Source organism: Burkholderia sp. BE17 (genome assembly GCF_009362305.1).
Taxonomy (GTDB): domain Bacteria; phylum Pseudomonadota; class Gammaproteobacteria; order Burkholderiales; family Burkholderiaceae; genus Burkholderia; species Burkholderia pyrrocinia_C.
The window spans coordinates 1-22,645 of sequence record NZ_WHNU01000067.1 but is presented as its reverse complement, the minus strand read 5'-3'; the positions used below and the strand labels follow the sequence as shown (position 1 = coordinate 22,645).

The window sequence follows — 22,645 nt, the reverse complement described above, 5'->3', positions numbered from 1 at the left end:
CGAAGCGGCCGCAACGCGCTTGCGGCGCTCGACCGAACGGATCGGGAACGGCATCGCGCGGCCGACTTATAATGGCGGGTCCGCATTTTTCTCGCCCGTCCGCCGCCGCTCCATGCCCGATCTGCTCGCCAATCTGAACCCCGAACAACACGCCGCCGTCACGTTGCCGAACGAACCGGCGCTGATCCTCGCAGGGGCGGGCAGCGGCAAGACCCGCGTGCTGATCACGCGCATCGCGTGGCTGATCCAGCAGGGCTATGCGTCGCCGCCCACCGTGCTCGCCGTCACCTTCACGAACAAGGCCGCGCGCGAGATGATGGCGCGCCTGTCGGCGATGATGCCGATCGACACGCGCGGGATGTGGATCGGCACGTTCCACGGCCTGTGCAACCGGATGCTGCGCACGCACTGGCGCGACGCCGGCCTGCCGCAGACCTTCCAGATTCTCGACACGGCCGACCAGCTGTCCGCGATCAAGCGGCTGATGAAGGCGGCGAACGTCGACGACGAGAAGTACCCGCCGAAGAACGTCCAGTACTTCATCAACAACGCGAAGGAGCAGGGGCTGCGTCCCGACAAGGTCGACGCGACCGACAGCTTCAACCGCAAGTTCGTCGAGCTGTACCAGGCGTACGACCAGCAGTGCCAGCGCGAGGGCGTCGTCGATTTCCCCGAGCTGCTGCTGCGCTGCTACGAACTGCTCGCGTACAACGCACCGCTGCGCGCGCACTACCAGGCGCGCTTCAAGCACATCCTCGTCGACGAGTTCCAGGACACCAACAAGCTGCAATATGCGTGGCTCAAGATGCTCGCGGGCGGCCAGAACGCGATCTTCGCGGTCGGCGACGACGACCAGTCGATCTACGCGTTCCGCGGTGCGAACGTCGGCAACATGCGCGACTTCGAAGACGAATTCCGCGTGCGCAACTTGATCAAGCTCGAGCAGAACTACCGGTCGCACGGCAACATCCTCGATGCGGCGAACCAGTTGATCTCGAACAACGCGCACCGTCTCGGCAAGAACCTGCGCACCGATGCGGGCCACGGCGAGCCCGTGCGCGTGTACGAGGCGAGCACCGATTCGCAGGAAGCCGGCTGGATCGTCGAAGAGATCCGCTCGCTGATCAACACCGGGATGGCGCGCAGCGAAGTCGCCGTCCTGTATCGCAGCAACGCGCAGTCGCGTTCGATCGAGCACACGCTGATGTCGTCGGGCATCCCGTACCGCGTGTATGGCGGCCTGCGCTTCTTCGAGCGCCAGGAAGTGAAGCATGCGCTCGCGTACCTGCGCCTGATCGACAACCCGAACGACGACACGGCGTTCGTGCGCGTCGTGAACTTCCCGACCCGCGGCATCGGCGCGCGGTCGATCGAGCAGCTCGCCGATGCGGCGCGCCTCTACGATTGCTCGATGGCGGCCGCGATCCCGTACGTGACGGGCAAGGCCGGGATGAGCCTCGGCGGGTTCGCGAACCTGGTCGCGAAGATGCGCGCCGACACGCAGCAGATGAGCCTGCCCGAGACCGTCGAGCATGTCGTGCGCGCGAGCGGTCTCGCCGATTTCTACCAGGGCGAGCGCGAAGGCCAGGACCGTCTCGAGAACTTGCAGGAACTCGTGAACGCGGCCACCGCGTTCGTCAGCGAGGAAGGCTACGGGCTCGACACGCCGGCCCGCTCGATCCCGCTGCGCGCGGGCGCGATTGCGGCGCCCGAGCTCGGCGCGGCGACGGACGATCCGGCGGTCGACGTACTCGATCCCGCGTCGCCAGGCGATCCCGCGCAGAACCCCGACACGATGACGCCGCTCGCCGGTTTCCTGTCGCATGCGTCGCTGGAGGCCGGCGACAACCAGGCGCAGGCCGGGCAGGACGCCGTGCAACTGATGACGGTGCACGCGGCGAAGGGGCTCGAATTCTCGGCCGTGTTCATCACCGGCCTCGAGGAAGGGCTGTTTCCGCACGAGAACAGCGTGCTCGAATCGGACGGTCTCGAGGAGGAGCGCCGGCTGATGTATGTCGCGATCACGCGCGCGAAGGAGCGGCTCTACCTGTCGTTCGCGCAGAGCCGGATGCTGCACGGCCAGACGCGCTACAACGTGCGTTCGCGCTTCTTCGACGAGTTGCCGGAGCACGTGCTGAAGTGGCTGACGCCGAAGGTCGAGGCCGGTTCGCGCTGGGGCGGGCGTTCGGACAACGCCGGGTACGGGCGCGACTGGTTTGCGCGGCCGGGCGGCGGCAGCCGCGAGCAGATCGTCGATGCAGCGGTGTCCGCGCCGCTGCCCGCGTTCGCGGACAAGCAGCGCGCGGCCGGCGCCGGCTTCCGGGTCGGCCAGCAGGTGTTCCATACCAAGTTCGGCGAAGGTACGGTCACCGCACTCGAAGGCAACGGCACCGATGCGAAGGCGCAGGTGAAGTTCAAGCGGCACGGCGAGAAGTGGCTCGCGCTCGCGGTCGCGAAACTGCAGGCGGTGGAATGATGGGCATCGACATGGTTGCCACGGCTTCGATCCGCCCGCTCGGCATTCTGGCCGCGCTGCCCGAGGAACTCGGCGACCTGATCGCCGCGATGCGCGCCGACGGCGCGATGAAGACGGTCACGCTCGGCCGCCGCGATTACCACGTCGGCACCGTGCACGGCGCGGCCTGCGTCATCACGCTCGCGCGGGTCGGCAAGGTCGCGGCCGCCGCGACGGTCAGTGCGCTGATCCACGTGTTCGGCGTGGCGGGCGTCGTGTTCACCGGCGTCGCGGGCGGCGTGTCGAGCGCGGTGCGCGTCGGCGACGTAGTCGTGGCCGATACGCTGCTGCAGCACGATCTCGACGCGTCGCCGCTCTTTCCGCGCTACGAGGTGCCGCTGCTCGGCATCACGCGTTTCGCGACCGACGCGGCACTGACGGCCCGTCTCAGGGCCGCGTGCACGCTGTTCGTCGCGGAAGAGGGCGGGCGGTTCGCCGAACGCTTCGGGCTCGCCGGCGCGACGCTGCACGCCGGGCTCATCATCAGCGGCGACCGGTTCGTGTCGAGCGAGCGCGAGGTCGTCACGCTGCGCGACGCGTTGCCGGACGCGCTCGCGGTAGAAATGGAAGGTGCCGCGATCGCGCAGGTGTGCGCGGAGCACGACGTGCCGTTCGCGCTGGTGCGCACGATCTCCGATACGGCCGACGATCACGCGACGCAGTCGTTCTCGCACTTCCTGTCGGCGATCGCGAGCAGCTATTCGTCCGGCATCCTCACGCGTTTCCTGACGCTGCATGCGACGGCGGCGGCCTGAAGCCGCCGTCGTTTTCTCCGTTCAAGCCGTTCGACCGGCCGCGGCGCGCACGTCGCGGCCGGCTCGTTACGCCTGCTTGCGCCGGCTGCTTTCGAGGTTCGGCAGGAACACCGTCAGCACGCCGATCAGCGGCAGGAACGAACACACCTTGTAGACGAACGTGATGCTCGTCGCGTCGGCGAGCTGGCCGAGCACGGCCGCGCCGACGCCGCCGAGGCCGAACGCGAAGCCGAAGAACAGGCCCGCGACCATCCCGACCTTGCCGGGCATCAGTTCCGTCGCATAGACGAGGATCGCGGCGAATGCCGACGCCAGCACGATGCCGATGATCACGGTCAGCACGCTCGTCCAGAACAGGTTCGCGTACGGCAGCAGCAGCGTGAACGGCGCGACGCCGAGGATCGATACCCAGATCACGTACTTGCGGCCGATCCGGTCGCCGACCGGCCCGCCGATCAGCGTGCCGGCCGCCACGGCCGCGAGGAACACGAACAGGTGGATCTGCGCGGCCTGCACCGACAGGTGGAACTTGTCGATCAGGTAGAACGTGAAATAGCTGTTGATGCTCGCGAGGTAGAAGTACTTCGAGAACACGAGCAGCACCAGCACGCCGATCGCACCGATCACGCGGCCGCGCGACAGCGTCGGGTGGCCGGCCGCCGCGGCCTTCTTCTTCATCGACGGATGCTTCTTGTACCAGTGGCCGATCTGCGTGAGCACGACCATCGCGACGAGCGCGGCCGCCGAGAACCACGCGATGCTGTGCTGGCCGTGCGGAATGATCACGAGCGCGGCGAGCAGCGGCCCGAGCGCGGAGCCCGCGTTGCCGCCAACCTGGAACACCGACTGCGCGAGCCCGTGCTGGCCGCCCGACGCCATCCGCGCGACGCGCGACGATTCGGGATGGAACACCGACGAGCCGCAGCCGACCAGCGCCGCGGCCACCAGCAGCATCGGGAAGTTCGGCGCGACCGACATCAGCAGCAGCCCCGCGAGCGTGAAGCCCATCCCGACCGGCAGCGAATACGGCTTCGGACGCTTGTCGGTATAGAGGCCGACGAGCGGCTGCAGCAGCGACGCGGTGATCTGGTAGGTGAGCGTGATCAGGCCGATCTGCGCGAACGACAGCGCAAACTGGCTCTTGAGCATCGGATAGATCGCGAGGATCAACGACTGGATCATGTCGTTGAGCATGTGCGAGAAGCTGATCGCGCCGAGCACCGGATAGACGGTGCGGGGTGCGGGTGGCGCGGACGGCTGCGCGGCGGCTGCGCCGGCGGCTCGGGTGTCGAGGCTGGTTTCCATGTGAGCTGAACGAGTTGAGGTAACGGGCGCGCTCTGATGGGGATCGGCGCGTTTTGAATCGTTGATGCGTCAAAGAAGTGTAATGTGGCGTATCGAGAATGTCAGGCCAAGTTTTATCGCGAATCGGACATTCGTCCTACAGATCGGCCGTTACCCGTTTTTTTGACCGGGTATAACGCTGGCGGCGCGTCTGCGTGACTGCGGGGCCGCGCCGGGGCCCGGTGCGTGTTTTACCGGACTCAAGAAACGGCGGTGGCGGCCGTAGAACGACCCAATGACCACAGGTGCGCCGCGCCCGGCACCGGCTACCCGCCGTGCAGGCGCAGGACGCACGGCATGGCCTGCCATCGCGGACCGCCGGAACCGACCTTTCCGGCAGCGTGATCCATACGGGGAGTTATCGATGAAAGCAGCATCATTGCATCCGCAGCCGGGTGCGGCCGCCGCCGCACCCGACGTTGCCGCCGGTCGCGCCGCACGGCGCCCGCGCGCGGCGCGTCGCGAGCGCCGGCCGTGGACCGTCAAGGCGACCTTGCGCGCCGCGTTCGCGATCCTGCTGGCCGGCACGCTCGCGATCGGCGTGTTTTCGCTGTGGCAGATCAGCCGGCTGAACGCGTCGATCTCGTCGGTCTACGAGCAGGGCCACGTCGCGAGCCGCGCGGCGCAGGAAGTCCGGGCCGAGGTGCTGCGGGCGAGCCGTGCGCAGAAGATGCTGCTGACCGCGACCACCGCGAAGGAGCGCGACGAACTGGGCGCCGAGGTCGGCGCGGGGCTCGCGTCGATCGGCCAGGCGCTCGGCACGCTGCAGCGCTATGCGGATCCGGCCGACGCCGGCGATTCGGCGCGGCTGCGTGCGTTCTCGACGGCGGTCGGCACGTGGAGCGCGCATCTGCGCGATTTCGTCGCGCTCGTGCGCGCGCAGCCGCTCGACCTGTCGCAGATGAACTGGCAGGTCGGCACGCAGGACGTGTCGCTGCTGGTCGAAACCGGCAAGCTCGAAAAACTCGTCGCCGAACTCGTGAAGACGCGCGGCGAGAAATCGAAGGCGACGCTCGATGCGTCCGCCACCATCTTCTCGTCGTCGTTTGCGATGATCGCGATCATGACGGCCGCGCTGATCGTGCTCGCGATCGCGATCGCCGAACGCGTCGTGCGGCGCCTCGCGTCGCAGCTCGGCGGCGAGCCGGCGCACGCGAAGGCGATTGCGGCCGACATCGCGCGCGGCGACCTGACGCGACCGATCGCGCTCGGCCGGCACGATCGCGACAGCATGGTGCGCGCGCTGGCCGAGATGCAGACGGGGCTCGCGGCGACCGTCGGCGAGATCGCCGTCAGCGCCGAGGCCATCGCGGCTGCATCCGGCGAGATATCGACCGGCAATCTCGACCTGTCGCGACGCACCGAGCAGCAGGCCGTCGCGCTCGAGCGCACGGCGGCCAGCATGGAGCAGCTCACGTCGACCGTGCGGCAGAACGCCGAGAACGCGCGGCAGGCGAGCACGCTTGCCGCCAATGCGTCGGCCGTTGCGGAAACGGGCGGTGAAGTCGTCGGGCGCGTGGTCGCGACGATGAGCGAGATCGACGACAGCGCGAAGAACATTCGCGAGATCATCGGCACGATCGAAGGGATCGCGTTCCAGACCAACATTCTCGCGTTGAATGCGGCGGTCGAGGCCGCGCGCGCCGGCGAACAGGGGCGCGGCTTCTCGGTGGTCGCGGGCGAGGTGCGCCTGCTCGCGCAGCGCGCGGCGACCGCGGCGAAGGAGATCCGCGCGCTGATCGGCGCATCGGTCGAGCGCGTCGCGAACGGCGCGGCGCTCGCGCACGACGCGGGCCGCACGATGGGTGACGTCGTGCGCGCGGTCAAGCGCGTGACCGACATCATCGGCGAGATTTCGGCGGCATCGGACGAGCAGAGCGCCGGGATCGAAGAGATCGGCCGCGCGGTCACGCAGATGGACGCCGGCACGCAGCAGAATGCGGCGCTCGTCGAACAGGCTGCTGCGGCGGCGAACGCACTCGATGAACAGGCTCAGGCGTTGAAGTCGCTGGTCGGGCGCTTTCGCATCGCGGCCTGAGCGCGCCCGACCGTCCCGTGCTTACGACTTCTTCTGCTTGTCCGGATCGATGATGACCGTGCAGGTCGTGCCTGCCGACAGCACCACGTCGGCCGGCACTTCGTCGATCCGGATGCGCACCGGCACGCGCTGCGCGAGGCGCACCCAGTTGAAGGTCGGGTTCACGTCCGCGACGAGGTCGCGGCTTTGCGGGTTGTCGCGATCGTAGATGCCGCGCGAGATGCTTTCGACGTGGCCCTTCATCACGCCGCCGCTCATCAGCCGCATTTCGGCCGGTGCGCCGATCTTCACGCGCGGCAGCTTGGTTTCCTCAAAATAGCCGTAGACCCAGAACGAGTGGCTGTCGACGATCGCGAGCTTGGCCTGGCCGGCCACCGCGTAGTTGCCCTTGAACGTCTGCAGGTTCGTGATGTAGCCGTCGACCGGCGCGACGACGCGCGTGCGTTCGAGATTGAGCTTCGCGGCGTCGAGCGCGGCGATCGCCTGCTGGTACTGCGCATCGGCGCTCGACGCGCTGTGCGCCGCGTTCTCGCGGTTTTCCTTCGATACGACGAGCGCGTCGAGATCGGCACGACGGGCCGCGTCGTCGCGGCGCATCTGCAGTTCCGCGCGGCGGGCGGCAACGGCCGCCTGCGCCTGCTCGACCGCGATCTGGTAGTGCGACGGGTCGATCTGCATGATCAGGTCGCCCTTTTTCACGAGCTGGTTGTCATGCACGGGCAGCTCGACGATCGCACCCGACACGTCCGGCGCGACGTTGACGATCTCGGCGCGCACGCGCCCGTCGCGCGTCCACGGATCGTCCATGTAGTGCACCCACAGCGAGCGCCCGATCAGGATCGCGACGACAAGGATGACGGCGGTCGCGACGAAGCCGAAGAGTTTTCTGAGAATCATGATGGTTCGGAATCAACGGTAAACGGCAAGACTCAGTCCGCCGCAAATGCAGACGAGAAGGCAGGCCCGGAACAGCGACGGGTGCCAGACGAGACGGTAGAGGCCCGTGTAGGCAAGCAGGCGGTCGACGGCCCAGGTCGCGAGCGCGCCGAGGACGAACATCAGCACCACCGTGGGCATGTAGGCATCGAGAATGGCGATTTCACGCGGCATCATGACGAGGCTCCTGGTTGGGGACGCACGGGGCGGTTGCGGTTGAGCGACTCGAGCGGCGATTCCGGATCGAGCAGCGCGGTGCGCACGAAATGCAGATGGCTCAGGATGCGTTGCAGCCGATGGCGCTCGTCGCGTGTCGGCTCGAACGCGTCGAGCGTTTGCCGGGTCGCGTCGATCGCCGCATTGGTCGCGGCGAGCGTCGCATCGAAGCGCGCGGCGCTCGGCTTCGAGAACAGCGTCGACAGCGAGCCGCGCATCGTCTCGATCGCGCGACGCCACGGCATTGCCGGCGCATAGCGCGGGTCGGACGGCAGCGTCGCCAGCTCGTGGCGCAGGTCGATCGCCGCGTTGCCGGTTTCGAGCACCGCGAACATCCAGCGCAGCGCGTCGCGCTGCACGTCGGGCTGGTCGGCCGACAGCGTGTGCGCCTGGTACATCAGGTCGCGTGCGCCGCTCTCGAAGCGCGTGCGCAAGCCGGCGAGCCGCGCGTGGCAGGCCGCGACGGCCTGGTGGCGCAGGTCGGCGAACAGCCGCTTCTTGAGCCACGGCGCGGTCGGCGGGAACAGCACCGCGAACGCGATCGCCGACGCCAGCATCGACAGCACGAGCGCGAGCGCGTCGTTCATGAAGCTGGTCGGGTCGTAGTGCGTGATGTTGTCCGGGCCGGCGAGGAAGCTGAAGAAGATCAGGTAGCCCATCCCGTAGCCCGCGAGCTTCGGCTTCAGCGTCATGAAGATGCCGATCGCGAGCAGCGGCGCGAGCGCGACGCACAGCAGCGGGAAGCCGTCGATGTGCGGATAGATGCCGAACGTCAGCAGGAAGCCCGTGCAGACGGCGAGTGCCGTGCCCATGCCCATCTGCGCGGACATCGCGGTCGGGCGCGGCGTCGACGACGCGAGCGCGCAGGTGGCCGCCGCCGTCAGCGTGAGCGTCACGCCGCTCGGCCACGCGCTCTCGATCCAGAACCAGCCGAGCACGAGGATCACGGTCGCGGTGCGAATCGCCGCGATCACCATCGCCGTCATGTTGGTGCGCGGTTCGTAGCGTTCGATCCAGCGCTCGCGCTCGTGCGTCGCGGTCGACAGCGACGCGTAGGTCGCCGCGTACTCGTGCAGGTCGGTGATGAAGCGGTACAGCAGTTCGGCGGCCGTATCGAAGTCGAGCAGCGGAAAGTCCGGCTGCGTTTCGAGTGCCGCACGGGTCGCGCGGATGCGGCGCGGCAGCGCGTCGCGCCATGCGAGCAGTTGCTCGGCCGCGTGCCCCGCGTCGGTCGACGTGCGCACGGGTTCGCCCGTGGGCGTCAGCAGCAGCGGTGCGATCTCGCGGAAGTACGGCTCGATCGCGTCGATCGCGGCCTGCGCGCCGGCCGCATGCAGCCGGTTCATCAACTGGTGCAGCGCATGGAAACGGCTCGACGCGCTCATGAACTCGCTGTTCAGCCGCGCGAGGCGGCCGCTGCGCATCCGCGTATCCGGATCCTCGAACACGGCCATGCTGCGCGCCGCCTCGAACCCGACCACGTCGGCGACGAAGCGCGTATGGATGGTTTCGATATGCGCGCGGTCGAGCTTGCCCGACAGCGCCGACGCGACATAGTCGACGAAGCTGCCGAAGCGCTTGCGCACCGTCGTGCGCATCTGCTCGCCCGTGTACTGCGGAAACACGAGCGCGCTGACCACGCCGGCCGACACGATCCCGACCATGATTTCGGCAACGCGCGTCAGCGCGCTCATGAACGCGCCGTCCGGGTGCTGCGACGCGGGCAGCCCGATCAGCGCGGTCGTGTAGCCGGCCAGCAGGAAGCCGTAGCTGCGGAAGTTGCGGTTGCGCGCGGCGCCGGCCGTGCACAGCGCGACCCACAGCGCGACCGCCAGGAGGAACAGTTGCGGCTGCTGCGGGAACAGCCCGACGAACGTGAGCGTCGCGATGAGCCCGAAGATCGTGCCGGCGACGCGGTAGAAGCTCTTCGCGAGCACCGCGCCGCTTTGCGGCTGCATCACGATGAACACCGTCGTCATCGCCGTTTTCGGCGCGGGCAGGTCGAGCCGCATCGACACGCCGGTCGCGATGAACGCGGCGAGCAGTGCCTTGAACAGGTAGAGCCACGCGGCGCCGTCGCTGCGGGCCCAGTCGCCGAACGCGGCGGACCAGGCCGCGAGCGGACCGCCGGCGTGCGTGGAAGCGGGGGAGGAGGCTGACATGGCGGGCGCTCCGCGTTACCGTGCGGCCGACATGCCGGACATGCCGGACATGCCGGACATGCCGGACATGCCGGACATGCCGGACATGCCGGACATGCCGGACGAGCCAGACGAGCCAGACGAGCCAGACGAGCCAGACGAGCCAGACGAGCCAGACGAGCCAGACGAGCCAGACGAGCCAGACGAGCCAGACGAGCCAGCAGCGGCGACCTGCGCGGGGCGGGCAACGGCCGCCACGGGCTTCGCGCCCGACGTGGCGGCGCCGGCGGCGGGCTCGTCGTCCGACGGATGGCCGCCCCGAACGTCCTTGCCCGTCTCGACGCCGCCGCCGAGCGCGGCCATCAGCTGCGCGTGCGCGGCGAGGCGTTCCGCATCGATGCGGGCCGCCGTCTCCTGCGCGCGCAGCAACTGCTGTTGCGCGATCAGCACGTTCACGTAATCGGTCAGCCCGCGGCGGAAGCCCTCGCGCGACAACTGGTAGCTGCGGTCGTTGGCGGCCACCGAGCGCGCGGCGTCCTTCTTCTGCGTATCGAGCGAGCGAATCCGCACGACCTGGTCGGCGATGTCCTTGAGCGCGCCGACGATCGTCTGGTTGTAGCGCTCGACCGCCTGGTCGTAGCCGGCATTCGCCGCGCCGAGCTGCGCGCGCAGCCGGCCGCCTTCGAAGATCGGCAGCGTCAGCGCGGGGCCGGCCGTCCAGCCGCCGTTCATCGCGCGCAGGAAGTCGGTGAACGGCGCGGTCACGCCGAAGCCGCCGACCGTCGCGAGCAGGTCGATGTTCGGGTAGAACGACGCCTTCGCGACATCGATGCCGCGCGCCTGCGCGTCCACCGTCCAGCGCGCCGCGACCACATCGGGGCGGCGGCCGAGCAGGTCGGCCGGCATCGCCGACGGCAGGCCGGCCGGCGTGTCGAGCGAAAGCTGCGGCCGTTTGATCGCGTCGCCGGCGCCCGGGCCCTTGCCGGCCAGTGCGGCGAGCTGGTGGCGCGCGAGCTGGATCGCTTCTTCATAGCTGTCGATCTGGCGCTCGTAGTCGGGCAGCGTCGATTCCGCCTGGCTCACTTCGAGCTGCGTGCCGAGGCCGGCCTGCAGCCGCTTGCGCGCGAGATCGGCGAGCGAGCGCTGGCGTTCGAACGTTTCGTGCGCGAGGTCGAGCAGCGCATAGTTCATCGACATGCCGACGTACGCGCGCACGACGTTGACTTCGAGTTCGAGCTTCGCCGCGCGCGCGTCGGCGGCGGTCGCATGCGCGGTGTCGAGCGCGCGCTCGGTCGCGTTTTTGTCCTTGCCCCACAGGTCGAGGTGGTACGACAGGCCGAGCGTGCCGGTGTTGTTCCAGGTATCGGCGTTCGCGAGCGGGCCCGGGCCGTAGAACACGTTGTCGGGCCAGTGCTCGCGCATCAGCGACAGGTTGCCGTTGATCTGCGGCAGTTCGGCCGAGCGGGCGACGCGCGCCATCGCCTGCGCTTCGCGCACGCGTGCCTCGGCGGCCGCGAGCGTCGGGTTGCCGGCCTGCGCGGCGGCGATCCAGGAATCGAGCTGCGGATCGCGGTAGGCGCGCCACCAGTCGGCCGCGGGCCAGCCCGCGTCGCGGTCGGCGGCGCGGATCGCGGCGCCGGCGTCGAGCGCGTTCGCTTCGATGCGGGCCGACTGCGGCTTGTTGTCGCCCATGCTCGCGCATCCGGCCATTATTAATGAGACTGCAAGAACCGCCAGTGCGAGCGTCCCTTTTGTCGCCGGAGACTGCACGATTTTCTCCCTTTCGGATATAGATGAGTCGGATGCGATTATATTTTTCAGTGATTCCTGAATAAACGGACAACGGTGCAAGTCATTTTTACGAATCCTGAGACAATATTTGTTCGCCCCTGTGCAACAATCCCTCCGGATTCAAATGGGTAAACGGATGGATACGTTACAAAACATGCGGGTATTCGTCCGCGTGGTCGACGCGGGGAGCTTTACCGCGGCCGCCCAGCAGATGAATTCGACCACCGCCTATGCGTCGCGCGCGGTCTCCGATCTCGAGGCGCACCTGCGCACGCGGCTCTTGAACCGCACGACGCGGCGGATCGCGCTGACCGAGGCCGGTGAGCGATACCTGCAGCGCTGCGAGCAGATCCTTGCGTACGTCGACCAGGCCGAAGCCGAGGCCGGCGACGCGCACGCGCGCCCGTCGGGCAAGCTGAAGGTCCATTGCTTCACGAGCCTCGGCCAGCACTACCTGGTGCCGGCCATCGCACGCTATCGCGAGCGCTATCCGGACGTGCATGTCGAACTGACGCTCGCGCAGCGCATGCCCGACCTGCTCGATGAGGGTTACGACGTCGCGATCGTCGTCGGCCGCGACCTGCCCGATTCGGGGCTCGTGTCGCAGCGGCTCGGCGAGAGCTACAGCGTCGTGTGCGCGTCGCCCGGCTACGTCGAGGCGCATGGCGTGCCGCAGCGGCCGGCGGATCTCGCGCAGCACGTGTGCCTCGGGATGGTCGCGCCGGGCTTTCACTACGACGAATGGGCGCTGGCGGGGCCGAACGGCGAAGAGGTCGTTCCGATCACGGCGCCGCCGTTCCGCGTGAACGTCGCCGAGGCGCTCGCGGTGGCCGTGCGGGAGGGGATGGGGATCGGCGGGCTGCCGCTCTATTCGGCGATCGGCTGGCTGCGCAGCGGGCACATCGTGCGCGTGATGCCCGAATACCGGTCGCACGTGATGAACATCTATGCGCTGTATCCGTCGCGTCAGTACCTCGACGCGAAAATCCGTACCTGGGTCGATTTCCTGCGCGACGAGCTGCCGTCCACGCTCGCAGCCGACGAAGCCGCGCTCGAGCTGTACACGCGTGCGACATGACAGCGCGGTTGATCGCAATCTGACGAGATTTGTCCTTCACGCAACATTTTTTTACGAACGCGTGTCGGACAGTTTGATACTGTTAAAGTAATCGACATACGTCACCCCGGAGTAGCAATGGATACGCACCTGATGATCGGCCTTGGAGTCCTGCTTGGCGCGGCCGCTGCCGCCGCGGCGACCCGCGACCTGCTGCGTGCGATGAAGGCGAAGGCACGGTTGAAGCCGGTGCCGGTGCGCGTGCGCGCGGCACAGCACGGATCGCGCCGCAGCGACCGCTGATCGAGCCATATCAGCCCGTACTGCCCGTATCAGCTCCGGTCGGAGAAGGCCGCGCAACGCGGCCGGGCGGGCCGGCGTTCAGCCGAGCTCGACGACCTTGTCCCACGTGAACGCGGTATTTTCCAGTTCGCCGGTGCGCCGGCGGATGTAGCCGCGCGGATTGCACACCACGCGCGTGCCGCCGTCCGCAACATAGTCGAATGACGTATGCGTGTGGCCGTGGATCCACAAATCCACCGGCGGCCGCACGAGTTCCGCCATATCCGTGACGAACCCCGCCGATGCGAGATCTTCCGCGTAGCGTTCCGCCAGCGAGCGCCGGTGCGGCGCATGATGGGTGACGACGATCGTCCGCCCCGCGAACGGCACCGCGAGCTGCGTTTCCAGCCACGCGCGGCCTTGCCGATGCAGCGCGATCGCGTCGGCCGGCGAGAAATCCCGTTCCGCCGCGCCCGGTGCCGCATGCAGCGCCGCGTCGTGCGGCCAGGTCACCTGGATCAATCCCTTGAAATCGAGCATCACACGCAGCGCGGCTTCGATTGAGGTGGCGATGCTGGCTTCGTCGCTGCCGAACAGCGAGAAATCGGCCCACAGCGTCGTGCCGAGCACGCGGAAGCGCTGTTCGGGATCGACGTAGACGCCGTTGTTCAGGTAGTGCACGTTGTCGAGCGCATGCGCCGCGTCGCGCATCGCCGTCTCCAGCGCGCCGAATTCCCCGTCGTAGTACTCGTGGTTGCCCGGCACGTAGACCACCGGCACTGCCGGGTCGAACGTCTCGGCGGCCCAGCGCAGGCCTTCCGCGTGATTGTGGATGTCGCCGGCGAGCACGACGAGATCCGCGTCGGCATGCGCGATCACGTCGGGCTGGTTGCTTTCGAGATGCAGGTCGGACAGTACGCGGATTTTCACGGGCTTCGCTCCTGAGTGGGCGGCTTCAGCGCAGGACCTTGCCGGGATTCATCAGGCCGCGCGGGTCGAGCGCGGTCTTCAGCGTACGCATCAGCGTCGTTTCGACCGGCGACTTGTAGCGCTGCGCATCGTCGATCTTCAACTGGCCGATGCCGTGTTCCGCGCTGATCGTGCCGTGGTGGCGGTGCACGTTGTCGTAGACGATCCGGTTGATCGGCGCCTGGAACGCGGCGAGGAACGCCTTCGGATCGCCGCCTTCGGGCATCTGCACGTTGTAGTGGAGGTTGCCGTCGCCGAGGTGGCCGAACGTGACCATCCGCGCGCCCGGCGCGGCCTGCTGGATCGCCGCGTCGGTTTCGTCGATGAACCGCGCGACCGACGAGATCGGCACCGCGATGTCGTGCTTGATGTTGAGCCCCTCGTCGGCCTGTGCGAGCGGGATGTGCTCGCGCAGGTCCCAGAACGCGCGCGACTGCGCGAGATTCTCCGCGACCACCGCGTCGACCACGAGCCCGGCCTCGAACGCTTCTTCCATCAGTTTCTCGAACAGCGCGCGCGCATGCGCTTCGCTTTCGTTGTCGGACAGTTCGAGCAGCACCGTCTGCGAATGCGTCTGCGCGAACGGGTAGCGCAGTTGCGGGTAGTGCTTGCCGACCAGTTGCATGCAGAAATCCGACATCAACTCGAAGCCGGTCAGCAGCGGCCCGGCCGCGCGCTGCGCGAGCGCGAGGAAATCGAGCGCCGCGTGCGGCGATTCGAGCGCGGCGAGCGCCGTGACTTGCGCGGCCGGCAGCGGATGCAGCTTCATCACGGCAGCGGTAATGATCCCGAGCGTGCCTTCCGCGCCGATGAACAGGTCGCGCAGGTCGTAGCCGGTGTTGTCCTTGCGCAGCCCGCGCAGGCCGTCCCAGATCTCGCCTTGCGGCGTCACGACCTCGAGCCCGAGGCACAGCTCGCGCGCGTTGCCGTAGCGCAGCACCGCGGTGCCGCCCGCATTGGTCGACAGGTTGCCGCCGATCGTGCAGCTGCCTTCCGCCGCGAGGCTCAGTGCGAACAGCCGGCCGCCTTCGCGGGCGCGCGCCTGGATGTCGGCGAGGATTACGCCGGCTTCGACGGTGATCGTGTTGTTGTGCGGATCGAGCGCGCGCACGCGGTTCAGGCGTGCGACGCTCAGGACGGCCTGGCTGCCGCTTGAGTCGGGCGTCGCGCCACCGGCGAGGCCCGTGTTGCCGCCTTGCGGCACGAGCGCGATGCCGTGCGCGTTGGCCAGCTTGACGAGCGCGGCGACTTCGGCAGTGTTCGCGGGTTTCAGCACCGCGCACGCGGCCCCCTTGTAGCGGCGGCGCCAGTCGGTCAGGAACGGTTCGGTATCGTGCGGATCGGTCAGCACGTGGTCGGCGCCGATCGCGTCGCGGCACGCGGAAACGAAAGCTTCGGGAGACATCATCACCTTGTCGCGTAAGGGTCAGGACGCGGCGCGCGATTTTTTCGCCGCGCGCTTGAACGGCGCGACGTACGCCAGCGCCGCCACGAAGAAGCCGACGGCAAGCGCGGTCTCGCACCAGCCGAGCGTCGCGGACAACCCGCGATCGGACATGCCGCGCACGATGCCTTCGGCGAAATAGACGAGAATCAGCATGCTCGCCCACTGCATCGTATAGATGTTACGCCGCCAGACGCCGGGCAGTGCGAGCGCGAGCGGCACGGTCTTCAGCATCAGCGCGGAGCCGCCCGGGCGCAGCGGCGCGAGCCACAGCTCCCACGCGAGCGACAGCGCGATCAGCGCGACGAGGCATGCGACGGCGGTCAGCGCGTAGCGCGGCCGGGCCGCGACGGCGGGGCGGGCGGGCGCGTTCATGCGATTTCGGCGGCCTGGGCGTTGGAGAGGGCGGCCGCCGCGCGTGCGAGCCGCACGCCGAGCGCGGCTGCGAGCGCCTTTTCGTCCGCCGACAGCCCGCCGGGCTCGGCGCGATCGTGCTGCGACACGTGCGACGCGCCGTACGGCGTGCCGCCGGTACGCGTCGTGCTGAGCGCGGATTCGGTGTACGGAATCCCGACGATCATCATCCCGTGATGCAGCAGCGGCAGCATCATCGACAGCAACGTCGATTCCTGGCCGCCGTGCAGGCTGCCCGTCGACGTGAACACGCTCGCCGGTTTGCCGGTCAGCGCGCCCGACAGCCATTGCGGCGTCGTGCCGTCGAGGAAATACTTGAGCGAGGCGGCCATGTTGCCGAAGCGGGTCGGCGAGCCGAGCGCGAGGCCCGCGCATTCCTCGAGGTCGCGCAGTTCCGCATAGGGCGGACCGTCGGCGGGGATGTCGGGGGCGCTGGCTTCGCAGACGGTCGACACGGGCGGCACGGTGCGGATGCGCGCCTGCATGCCCGGCACGCTGTCGATGCCGTTCGCGATCGCGAGCGCAAGATCGCGCGTGGCGCCGTGACGGCTGTAGTAAAGGACGAGAATGTCTTTCATGGGCTACGGAGCCGCGTGCGGCCGCGCGCGTGCCCGGTGCAGTCGGCCCCTGCTGGATCGAGCGGCTATTATAGGGGCTGAAGCCGTCGCGCAGCGCGGCGGCGGCGCGCCGTGACGCGCATCGCATCAAGAAGGAGAAGCCGTTTGCCGAAGTTGAGCGTCGATCTCGACACCATCAAGCGCCTCGCGCAGTTCGCGGCCCGGCGCAGCGCCGAGGATCGCATCCCGCAAGTGGCGGGCAGTCTGACGTTTACGACGATGCTGGCGCTCGTGCCGCTCGTGACGGTCGCGTTCGCGTTGTTTACCGCGTTCCCGATGTTCGCGTCGTTCCAGATCTCGCTGCAGGGGTTCCTCGCGGATCACCTGATGCCCGCGCAGTTCAACGTCCAGATCTTCAAGTACCTGAACCAGTTCGCGTCGAAGGCCAAGGGGCTGACGACGGCCGGCCTGATCGTGCTCGTCGTCACGTCGGTGATGACGATGATGACGATCGAATCGGCCTTCAACCTGATCTGGCGGGTGCGCAAGCCGCGGCCGTTCGCGCAGCGCGTGCTCGCGTACTGGGCGCTGATCACGCTTGGGCCCTTGCTGTTCGGCGTGAGCCTGTCGATCTCGTCGTACCTGTTCACGCAGTCGCTCGCGTTCACCGGTGCGGGTCCGTCCACGTCGATCGTCGAGTGGTTGCTCGCGCTTGCGTCGCTGCCGCTGACGGTGCTCGCGTTCACGCTGCTGTACGTGTACCTGCCGAACTGCACGGTCGCATGGCGCGACGCGGTGATCGGCGGGCTGTTCGCGGCCGTCGCGTTCGAGCTCGCGAAACGCGGCTTCGGCTATTACGTGCGGCGCATTCCGACCTATACGGCCGTGTACGGCGCGTTCGCGGCGCTGCCGGTGTTTCTGCTGTGGGTGTATCTCAGCTGGTTCGTCGCGCTGCTCGGTGCGATGGTGACCTCCGCGCTGCCGGCGATCCGCGTCGGCCAGTTCCATCGCATCCACTATCCGGGCAGCGACCTGCTCGATGCGCTCGAACTGCTCGCGCGGCTTGCCGAGGCACGCGCGGCCGGCAAGCCCGGGTACGCGGCGCTGCGGCTCGCGGCCATGCTGCGCTGCGACATGGAAACCGCGCAACGGCTGCTGACGACCATGGAGGAACGCGAATGGGTCGCGCGACTGGACAGCGGTGACGCCGCGCCGCGCTACGTCCTGCTGGCAAACCCGGAGCAGTTGACCCTGGCGCAACTGTTCGACGTGCTGGTGATCGACCGCACGGAGCTGACCTACCAGTTGCAGCGGCGCCGCAGTCATGTCGAAGGCGCGGCGCTGCTCGCGGTGCTGTCGAGCGACCGGTTCGACGTGTCGCTCGCGTCGCTGATCGCCGCGCATCGGCTCGCGGGCGCGCAGCCGGCGGGCATCTCCGGGCCGACGCCGGACGGCGTGCCCGACCCGCACGCGCGGCCGCCGCGGCCCGCTTGAATGCCGCACCCGGCGGCTACAGCGAAATCTTGCCGATGCAGATGTCCTTGAACATCACCCAGTCGCCCATCAGGCTGTAGATCGGGTGCCGGAACGTGGCCGGGCGGTTCTTCTCGAAGAAGAAGTGTCCGACCCACGCGAACCCGTAGCCGCAGACGACAGCCGCCGGCAGCCACAGCCAGTTGCCTGTCGCGATCGCCATCGCGACGCAGCCGATCACGCCGAGCGAGCCGATGAAGTGCAGCCGCCGCGACGTCAGGTTCCGGTGTTCGTTCAGGTAATACGGGTAGAAATCAGCGAAGCTGGCGAATTGCTCCGAATGCGTATGCGCCATGGCCGTGTCTCCTCGGGCCGCTGTTCATGGGGTCATTGTGCGGCCGGCGGCCGGTGTCCGCAAGCGGCGGGGCGGCCCGCCGCGCCGGCCCGCGCTTTCCTTTTGACAGGCTTTCCGATAGGATCGAAAGAGGATTTGCATTCAAGCATGAGGGGACTACGATGCGCGTCAGCGATATTCTGAAAGTGAAGGGCAACACGCTGTTTACGGTGACGCCCGATAAACCGCTGCGCGAAGCGGTCGATACGATGGCCGAGCACGACATCGGTTCGCTCGTCGTGATGGAGTACGGCGATCTCGTCGGGATGCTGACGTTCCGCGAGATCATCCTGCGCCTGCACGTCAACGGCGGCGCGATCGGCGACGTGCAGGTGCGCAAGGTGATGGACGAGCCGCTCACGTGCACGCCGGAAACGGACGTCAACGAAGTGCGCCGGATGATGCTCGAGCGCCATGCGCGCTACATGCCCGTGCTCGACAAGAAGGTGCTGATGGGCGTCATTTCGTTCTACGACGTCGCGAAGACGGTCGTCGAGGCGCAGAGCTTCGAGAACCGGATGCTGAAGGCATACATCCGCGACTGGCCGGAATCGGAAGCCGAAGCGCACAAGCCGTGAACCGCGCCGCGCCCTGCGCCCTGATGCGCGGGCGTCGCCATCCGGCATGCGGCGGCGCAGGTTTGTCCTGCGCCGCCGTTTTTTCAACGACAACACGACAAGGCCCGCGCAGCTTCGCCAAGACGACGCGCGCGTATTCCGCATGAGCGATCAAACGCAAGCCACTCCGGGGCGGCGCGACGAACGCCGCGCCCACGCATCGCAGTTCGACCTGCTGCGCGAGCGCCGTTTCGCACCGTTCTTCACGACCCAGTTCCTCGGTGCGCTGAACGACAATGTCTTCAAGATCGGCTTCACGTCGCTCGTCACCTATCACACCGCACGGTTCTCCGGCGTCGACGCGAAAACGGCCGCATTCCTGATTTCCGCGATCTTCATCCTGCCGTTCGTGCTGTTCTCGGCGACGTCCGGCCAGATCGCCGACAAGTATGACAAGGCGACCCTCACGCGCTTCGTGAAGACCTTCGAGATCGTGCTGATGCTGGTCGGCGCGGCCGGCTTCGTCATGCACAGCGCGACCCTGCTGTATCTGTGCACGTTCATGATGGGGATGCACTCGACGCTGTTCGGGCCCGTCAAGTATTCGTACCTGCCGCAGCATCTCGGCGAGCACGAACTGGTCGGCGGCAACGGTCTCGTCGAGATGGGAACGTTCATCGCGATCCTGATCGGCACGATCATCGGCGGCGCGGCCGCGGGCATCGAAGGCGGCGGCGAGCGCGTGCTCGCGGTGAGCGTCGTCGTCATCGCGCTCGCGGGGCGGCTCGTCGCGCAGCGCGTGCCGTCCACGCCGGCGCCGCAGCCCGATCTCGCGATCAACTGGAATCCGTTCAGCGAGACCTGGCGCAACCTCGGGCTCGCGCGGCAGAACCGCACCGTGTTCCTGAGCCTGCTCGGCATCTCGTGGCTGTGGTTCGTCGGCGCGACGTTCCTCACGTCGTTCTTCAATTTCGCGAAGGACGTGCTGTCCGCGAGCCCCGACGTCGTCACGATCCTGCTCGCGACGTTCTCGGTCGGCATCGGCCTCGGTTCGCTGCTGTGCGAGCGCCTGTCGCAGCGGCGCGTCGAGATCGGCCTCGTGCCGCTCGGCTCGATCGGCATCAGCGTGTTCGCGATCGAACTGTATTTCGCGAGCCACGCGCTGCCGTCGCCCGGCCACCTGCTGTCGGTCGGCGAATTCCTGGCCGGCGCGCGCCACTGGCGCATCCTCGCCGACCTGTTCCTGCTCGCGATGTTCGGCGGCTTCTACAGCGTGCCGCTGTACGCGCTGATCCAGAGCCGCAGCGCACCGACGCACCGTGCGCGGATCATCGCTGCGAACAACATCCTGAACGCGCTGTTCATGATCCTGTCGGCCGTGATGGCGATGGGGCTGACCAAGGCCGGCGTCGGCATCCCGGGCCTGTTCCTCGTCACCGCGCTGCTGAACGTCATCGTCGCCGCGTATATCTACCTGCTCGTGCCCGAGTTCCTGCTGCGCTTCGTCGCGTGGGTGCTCGTGCACACCTTCTACCGGATTCGCCTCGTGCACGCGGAGCGGATCCCGGCGGAGGGGGCGGCCGTGCTCGTGTGCAACCACGTCAGCTACGTCGATGCGCTCGTGCTGGCCGCCGCGAGCCCGCGCCCGATCCGTTTCGTGATGGATCACCGGATCTTCAAGACGCGCTTCGCGAGCTGGGTGTTCCGGCATGCGAAGGCGATCCCGATCGCGCCGCGCCACGAGGATCCCGGGATGCTCGCGCGCGCGTACGACGCGTGCGAGGCCGCGCTGAAGGACGGCGAACTCGTGTGTATCTTCCCCGAGGGCAAGCTGACGAAAACGGGCGACATCAATACGTTCCACCACGGCATCACCGAAATCCTGAGCCGCACGCCGGCGCCGGTGATTCCGATGGCGCTGCGCGGGCTTTGGGGCAGCTATTTCTCACGGCATTCCGATGCGCGGATGCCGCGGCCCATCAAGCGCGGCGTGATGAGCCGGCTGACGCTGGCGGTCGGCGAGCCGATTCCGGCGTCGGTCGCGACGCCCGAGTCGCTGCAGGCCGCGGTGACCGAGCTGCGCGGCGCGCGGAAGTAGGCGGCGCGCGCCGGCATCGCGCGGGCAGGTATTCGGCTGCAAGTCGGCCGGAGCGGGCTTCCGGCCGCACCGGCCGGGCCGTGCATGCCCGTACCGTGCGCCCGGCCGGCGTTTCATGCGGCCCGCGGGCCCGGGACGGCTGGCATAATAGCGGTTTACCTCTTTTTCTCGACCGGCAAACGATCGACCTGCCTGCGGCTTGGGCAGCGCATCGGTTTGCCCATTTCTCATTGGGCGGTTCCATCATGTCCGGCAATACCCTCGGCACGCTTTTCACTGTCACGACCTTCGGCGAATCGCACGGTCCCGCGATCGGCTGCGTGATCGACGGCTGCCCGCCGGGGATGGGGCTGACCGAAGCCGACATCCAGGTCGAGCTCGATCGCCGCAAGCCCGGCACGTCGCGGCACGTGACGCAACGGCAGGAAGCCGACGAGGTCGAGATCCTGTCGGGCGTGTTCGAAGGCGTGACGACCGGCACGCCGATCGCGCTGCTGATCCGCAACACCGACCAGCGCAGCAAGGACTACGGCAACATCGTCGAGACGTTCCGTCCCGGCCATGCCGATTACACGTACTGGCAGAAGTACGGCATCCGCGACTATCGCGGCGGCGGCCGTTCGTCCGCTCGCCTGACCGCGCCGATCGTCGGCGCGGGTGCGGTCGCGAAGAAGTGGCTGCGCGAGCGCTTCGGCGTCGAGGTGCGCGGCTACATGAGCGGCCTCGGCGAGATCGACGTGCCGTTCGTCGACTGGTCGTACGTGCACGAGAATCCGTTCTTCTCGCCGAACGCGGCGGTCGTTCCGGAACTTGAGGCCTACATGGATGCGCTGCGCAAGGATGGCGACTCGATTGGCGCGCGCATCGACGTCGTCGCGTCGGGCGTGCCGGTCGGCTGGGGCGAGCCCGTGTTCGACCGTCTCGATGCGGACATCGCGAAGGCGATGATGAGCATCAACGCGGTGAAGGGCGTCGAGATCGGTGCGGGCTTCGACAGCGTCGCGCAACGCGGCTCCGTGCACGGCGACGAACTGACGCCGGGCGGCTTCGTCGGCAACCATGCGGGCGGCGTGCTCGGCGGGATCTCGACGGGACAGGACATCACCGTGTCGATCGCGATCAAGCCGACGTCGAGCATCCGCACGCCGCGCCGTTCGATCACGAAGGCCGGCGAGGAGGCCACGGTGGAGACCTTCGGCCGCCACGATCCGTGCGTCGGCATCCGCGCGACGCCGATCGCCGAGTCGATGCTCGCACTGGTCCTGATCGACCATGCATTGCGTCATCGCGCGCAGTGCGGCGACGTCGAGACGACGACGCCGAAGATCGCGGGCAGCGCGACCTGACGCAAGCGGGCGGGGCGCGGTGCGCCTCGTCTCGACCGTCGAGCGACGAATGCAAACGGGGCGCTGCGTGATGCAGCGCCCCGTTTCGTTTGCAGCAGTCTGCCGTGGCCCATAAAACGCGCCGCTCATGGCGGCGCGTTCTGGCAGCTTACATGTTCGGGTAATTCGGCCCGCCGCCGCCTTCGGGCGTAACCCACACGATGTTCTGCGTCGGGTCCTTGATGTCGCAGGTCTTGCAGTGCACGCAGTTCTGCGCGTTGATCACGAGGCGATCGCTGCCGTCGTCGTTCTTCACGAACTCGTACACGGCCGCCGGGC

Annotated in this window: 20 protein-coding genes; 9 read left to right on the top strand and 11 right to left on the bottom strand. The window is 68.0% G+C overall.

Annotated features, from left to right (window positions below):
- The first annotated feature begins 112 nt into the window (after window positions 1-112).
- On the top strand, window positions 113-2,476 hold the full coding sequence (locus tag GD429_RS37885; protein ID WP_152865056.1) for a UvrD-helicase domain-containing protein: 2,364 nt from the start codon (window positions 113-115) through the stop codon (window positions 2,474-2,476).
- Window positions 2,473-3,270 carry a 5'-methylthioadenosine/adenosylhomocysteine nucleosidase gene (locus tag GD429_RS37880; RefSeq protein ID WP_152865054.1) on the top strand — a complete coding sequence of 266 codons (798 nt, stop codon included), beginning with the start codon at window positions 2,473-2,475 and terminating at the stop codon, window positions 3,268-3,270. The genes GD429_RS37885 and GD429_RS37880 overlap by 4 nt, the downstream gene beginning before the upstream one ends.
- A gap of 66 nt (window positions 3,271-3,336) precedes the next feature.
- Here GD429_RS37880 and GD429_RS37875 read toward each other — a convergent pair whose 3' ends face one another.
- On the bottom strand, window positions 3,337-4,575 hold the full coding sequence (locus GD429_RS37875; protein WP_152865052.1) for an MFS transporter: 1,239 nt from the start codon (window positions 4,573-4,575) through the stop codon (window positions 3,337-3,339).
- Between the two features lie 403 nt (window positions 4,576-4,978).
- On the opposite strand from GD429_RS37875, the gene GD429_RS37870 reads away from it, so the two are divergent.
- The gene (locus GD429_RS37870; RefSeq protein WP_152865050.1) at window positions 4,979-6,652 is read left to right on the top strand and encodes a methyl-accepting chemotaxis protein; all 1,674 of its coding nucleotides are present in this window, start codon (window positions 4,979-4,981) and stop codon (window positions 6,650-6,652) included.
- Between the two features lie 21 nt (window positions 6,653-6,673).
- Here the strand turns inward: GD429_RS37870 and GD429_RS37865 are convergent, their stop codons facing one another.
- From GD429_RS37865 to GD429_RS37850, 4 genes are read right to left on the bottom strand one after another with little or no spacing between them, the layout of a single operon-like run.
- A complete protein-coding gene (locus tag GD429_RS37865) occupies window positions 6,674-7,549 on the bottom strand; it encodes an HlyD family secretion protein (RefSeq protein WP_152865048.1) in 876 nt (291 codons plus the stop codon).
- Between the two features lie 12 nt (window positions 7,550-7,561).
- Window positions 7,562-7,765: a DUF1656 domain-containing protein gene (locus GD429_RS37860; RefSeq protein WP_011351756.1), complete on the bottom strand. Its 204-nt coding sequence runs from the start codon at window positions 7,763-7,765 to the stop codon at window positions 7,562-7,564.
- Window positions 7,762-9,966 (bottom strand): FUSC family protein, encoded by a 2,205-nt coding sequence (locus tag GD429_RS37855; protein WP_152865045.1) that lies wholly within the window; start codon window positions 9,964-9,966, stop codon window positions 7,762-7,764. The genes GD429_RS37860 and GD429_RS37855 overlap by 4 nt, the downstream gene beginning before the upstream one ends.
- Window positions 9,967-9,981: 15 nt before the next feature.
- Window positions 9,982-11,715: an efflux transporter outer membrane subunit gene (locus GD429_RS37850; RefSeq protein WP_321575123.1), complete on the bottom strand. Its 1,734-nt coding sequence runs from the start codon at window positions 11,713-11,715 to the stop codon at window positions 9,982-9,984.
- A 157-nt stretch (window positions 11,716-11,872) separates the two neighbouring features.
- On the opposite strand from GD429_RS37850, the gene GD429_RS37840 reads away from it, so the two are divergent.
- Window positions 11,873-12,814, top strand: a complete 942-nt coding sequence (locus GD429_RS37840) for a LysR family transcriptional regulator (RefSeq protein WP_152865043.1) — start codon at window positions 11,873-11,875, stop codon at window positions 12,812-12,814.
- A 117-nt stretch (window positions 12,815-12,931) separates the two neighbouring features.
- Window positions 12,932-13,096 (top strand): hypothetical protein, encoded by a 165-nt coding sequence (locus tag GD429_RS40825; RefSeq protein ID WP_193727316.1) that lies wholly within the window; start codon window positions 12,932-12,934, stop codon window positions 13,094-13,096.
- Between the two features lie 78 nt (window positions 13,097-13,174).
- Here GD429_RS40825 and GD429_RS37835 read toward each other — a convergent pair whose 3' ends face one another.
- Genes GD429_RS37835 through wrbA form a run of 4 tightly spaced genes read right to left on the bottom strand, consistent with a single transcriptional unit; the run spans window position 13,175 to window position 16,480 of the window.
- Window positions 13,175-14,005 (bottom strand): metallophosphoesterase, encoded by an 831-nt coding sequence (locus GD429_RS37835; protein WP_258281987.1) that lies wholly within the window; start codon window positions 14,003-14,005, stop codon window positions 13,175-13,177.
- 25 nt (window positions 14,006-14,030) lie between these two features.
- Window positions 14,031-15,452, bottom strand: coding sequence for an FAD-binding oxidoreductase (locus tag GD429_RS37830; RefSeq protein WP_152865041.1), 1,422 nt, complete (start codon window positions 15,450-15,452; stop codon window positions 14,031-14,033).
- Window positions 15,453-15,470: 18 nt separating this feature from the next.
- Window positions 15,471-15,863 (bottom strand): DUF2069 domain-containing protein, encoded by a 393-nt coding sequence (locus GD429_RS37825; protein ID WP_152865039.1) that lies wholly within the window; start codon window positions 15,861-15,863, stop codon window positions 15,471-15,473.
- A complete protein-coding gene (gene wrbA, locus GD429_RS37820) occupies window positions 15,860-16,480 on the bottom strand; it encodes an NAD(P)H:quinone oxidoreductase (protein ID WP_152865037.1) in 621 nt (206 codons plus the stop codon). Before wrbA ends, GD429_RS37825 begins: the two co-directional genes overlap by 4 nt.
- Before the next feature lie 144 nt (window positions 16,481-16,624).
- On the opposite strand from wrbA, the gene GD429_RS37815 reads away from it, so the two are divergent.
- Window positions 16,625-17,953, top strand: a complete 1,329-nt coding sequence (locus GD429_RS37815) for a YihY family inner membrane protein (protein WP_152865035.1) — start codon at window positions 16,625-16,627, stop codon at window positions 17,951-17,953.
- Between the two features lie 16 nt (window positions 17,954-17,969).
- On the opposite strand, the gene GD429_RS37810 is transcribed toward GD429_RS37815, so the two are convergent.
- Window positions 17,970-18,287 carry an Mpo1-like protein gene (locus GD429_RS37810; RefSeq protein ID WP_152865033.1) on the bottom strand — a complete coding sequence of 106 codons (318 nt, stop codon included), beginning with the start codon at window positions 18,285-18,287 and terminating at the stop codon, window positions 17,970-17,972.
- Between the two features lie 161 nt (window positions 18,288-18,448).
- On the opposite strand from GD429_RS37810, the gene GD429_RS37805 reads away from it, so the two are divergent.
- From GD429_RS37805 to aroC, 3 genes are all read left to right on the top strand, one after another.
- Entirely contained in the window at window positions 18,449-18,904 is a 456-nt protein-coding gene (locus tag GD429_RS37805; RefSeq protein ID WP_006488504.1) for a CBS domain-containing protein, read from the top strand.
- A 142-nt stretch (window positions 18,905-19,046) separates the two neighbouring features.
- Complete coding sequence (locus GD429_RS37800; RefSeq protein WP_152865031.1) at window positions 19,047-20,981, top strand: MFS transporter; 1,935 nt, start codon at window positions 19,047-19,049, stop codon at window positions 20,979-20,981.
- A 245-nt stretch (window positions 20,982-21,226) separates the two neighbouring features.
- Complete coding sequence (gene aroC / locus GD429_RS37795) at window positions 21,227-22,327, top strand: chorismate synthase (protein WP_152865029.1); 1,101 nt, start codon at window positions 21,227-21,229, stop codon at window positions 22,325-22,327.
- 148 nt (window positions 22,328-22,475) lie between these two features.
- On the opposite strand, the gene GD429_RS37790 is transcribed toward aroC, so the two are convergent.
- Window positions 22,476-22,645, bottom strand: a 170-nt coding sequence (locus GD429_RS37790) for a 4Fe-4S dicluster domain-containing protein (RefSeq protein ID WP_176730071.1), incomplete at its 5' end; no start/stop codon positions are given.

Excerpts from the sequence above, each read along its gene's own strand:
- GD429_RS37885 (WP_152865056.1), top strand. The coding sequence starts at position 113 with ATGCCCGATCTGCTCGCCAATCTGAACCCCGAACAACACGCCGCCGTC.
- GD429_RS37880 (WP_152865054.1), top strand. The coding sequence starts at position 2,473 with ATGATGGGCATCGACATGGTTGCCACGGCTTCGATCCGCCCGCTCGGC.
- GD429_RS37875 (WP_152865052.1), bottom strand. The coding sequence starts at position 4,575 with ATGGAAACCAGCCTCGACACCCGAGCCGCCGGCGCAGCCGCCGCGCAG.
- GD429_RS37870 (WP_152865050.1), top strand. The coding sequence starts at position 4,979 with ATGAAAGCAGCATCATTGCATCCGCAGCCGGGTGCGGCCGCCGCCGCA.
- GD429_RS37865 (WP_152865048.1), bottom strand. The coding sequence starts at position 7,549 with ATGATTCTCAGAAAACTCTTCGGCTTCGTCGCGACCGCCGTCATCCTT.
- GD429_RS37860 (WP_011351756.1), bottom strand. The coding sequence starts at position 7,765 with ATGATGCCGCGTGAAATCGCCATTCTCGATGCCTACATGCCCACGGTG.
- GD429_RS37855 (WP_152865045.1), bottom strand. The coding sequence starts at position 9,966 with ATGTCAGCCTCCTCCCCCGCTTCCACGCACGCCGGCGGTCCGCTCGCG.
- GD429_RS37840 (WP_152865043.1), top strand. The coding sequence starts at position 11,873 with ATGGATACGTTACAAAACATGCGGGTATTCGTCCGCGTGGTCGACGCG.
- GD429_RS40825 (WP_193727316.1), top strand. The coding sequence starts at position 12,932 with ATGGATACGCACCTGATGATCGGCCTTGGAGTCCTGCTTGGCGCGGCC.
- GD429_RS37830 (WP_152865041.1), bottom strand. The coding sequence starts at position 15,452 with ATGATGTCTCCCGAAGCTTTCGTTTCCGCGTGCCGCGACGCGATCGGC.
- GD429_RS37825 (WP_152865039.1), bottom strand. The coding sequence starts at position 15,863 with ATGAACGCGCCCGCCCGCCCCGCCGTCGCGGCCCGGCCGCGCTACGCG.
- wrbA (WP_152865037.1), bottom strand. The coding sequence starts at position 16,480 with ATGAAAGACATTCTCGTCCTTTACTACAGCCGTCACGGCGCCACGCGC.
- GD429_RS37810 (WP_152865033.1), bottom strand. The coding sequence starts at position 18,287 with ATGGCGCATACGCATTCGGAGCAATTCGCCAGCTTCGCTGATTTCTAC.
- GD429_RS37805 (WP_006488504.1), top strand. The coding sequence starts at position 18,449 with ATGCGCGTCAGCGATATTCTGAAAGTGAAGGGCAACACGCTGTTTACG.
- GD429_RS37800 (WP_152865031.1), top strand. The coding sequence starts at position 19,047 with ATGAGCGATCAAACGCAAGCCACTCCGGGGCGGCGCGACGAACGCCGC.
- aroC (WP_152865029.1), top strand. The coding sequence starts at position 21,227 with ATGTCCGGCAATACCCTCGGCACGCTTTTCACTGTCACGACCTTCGGC.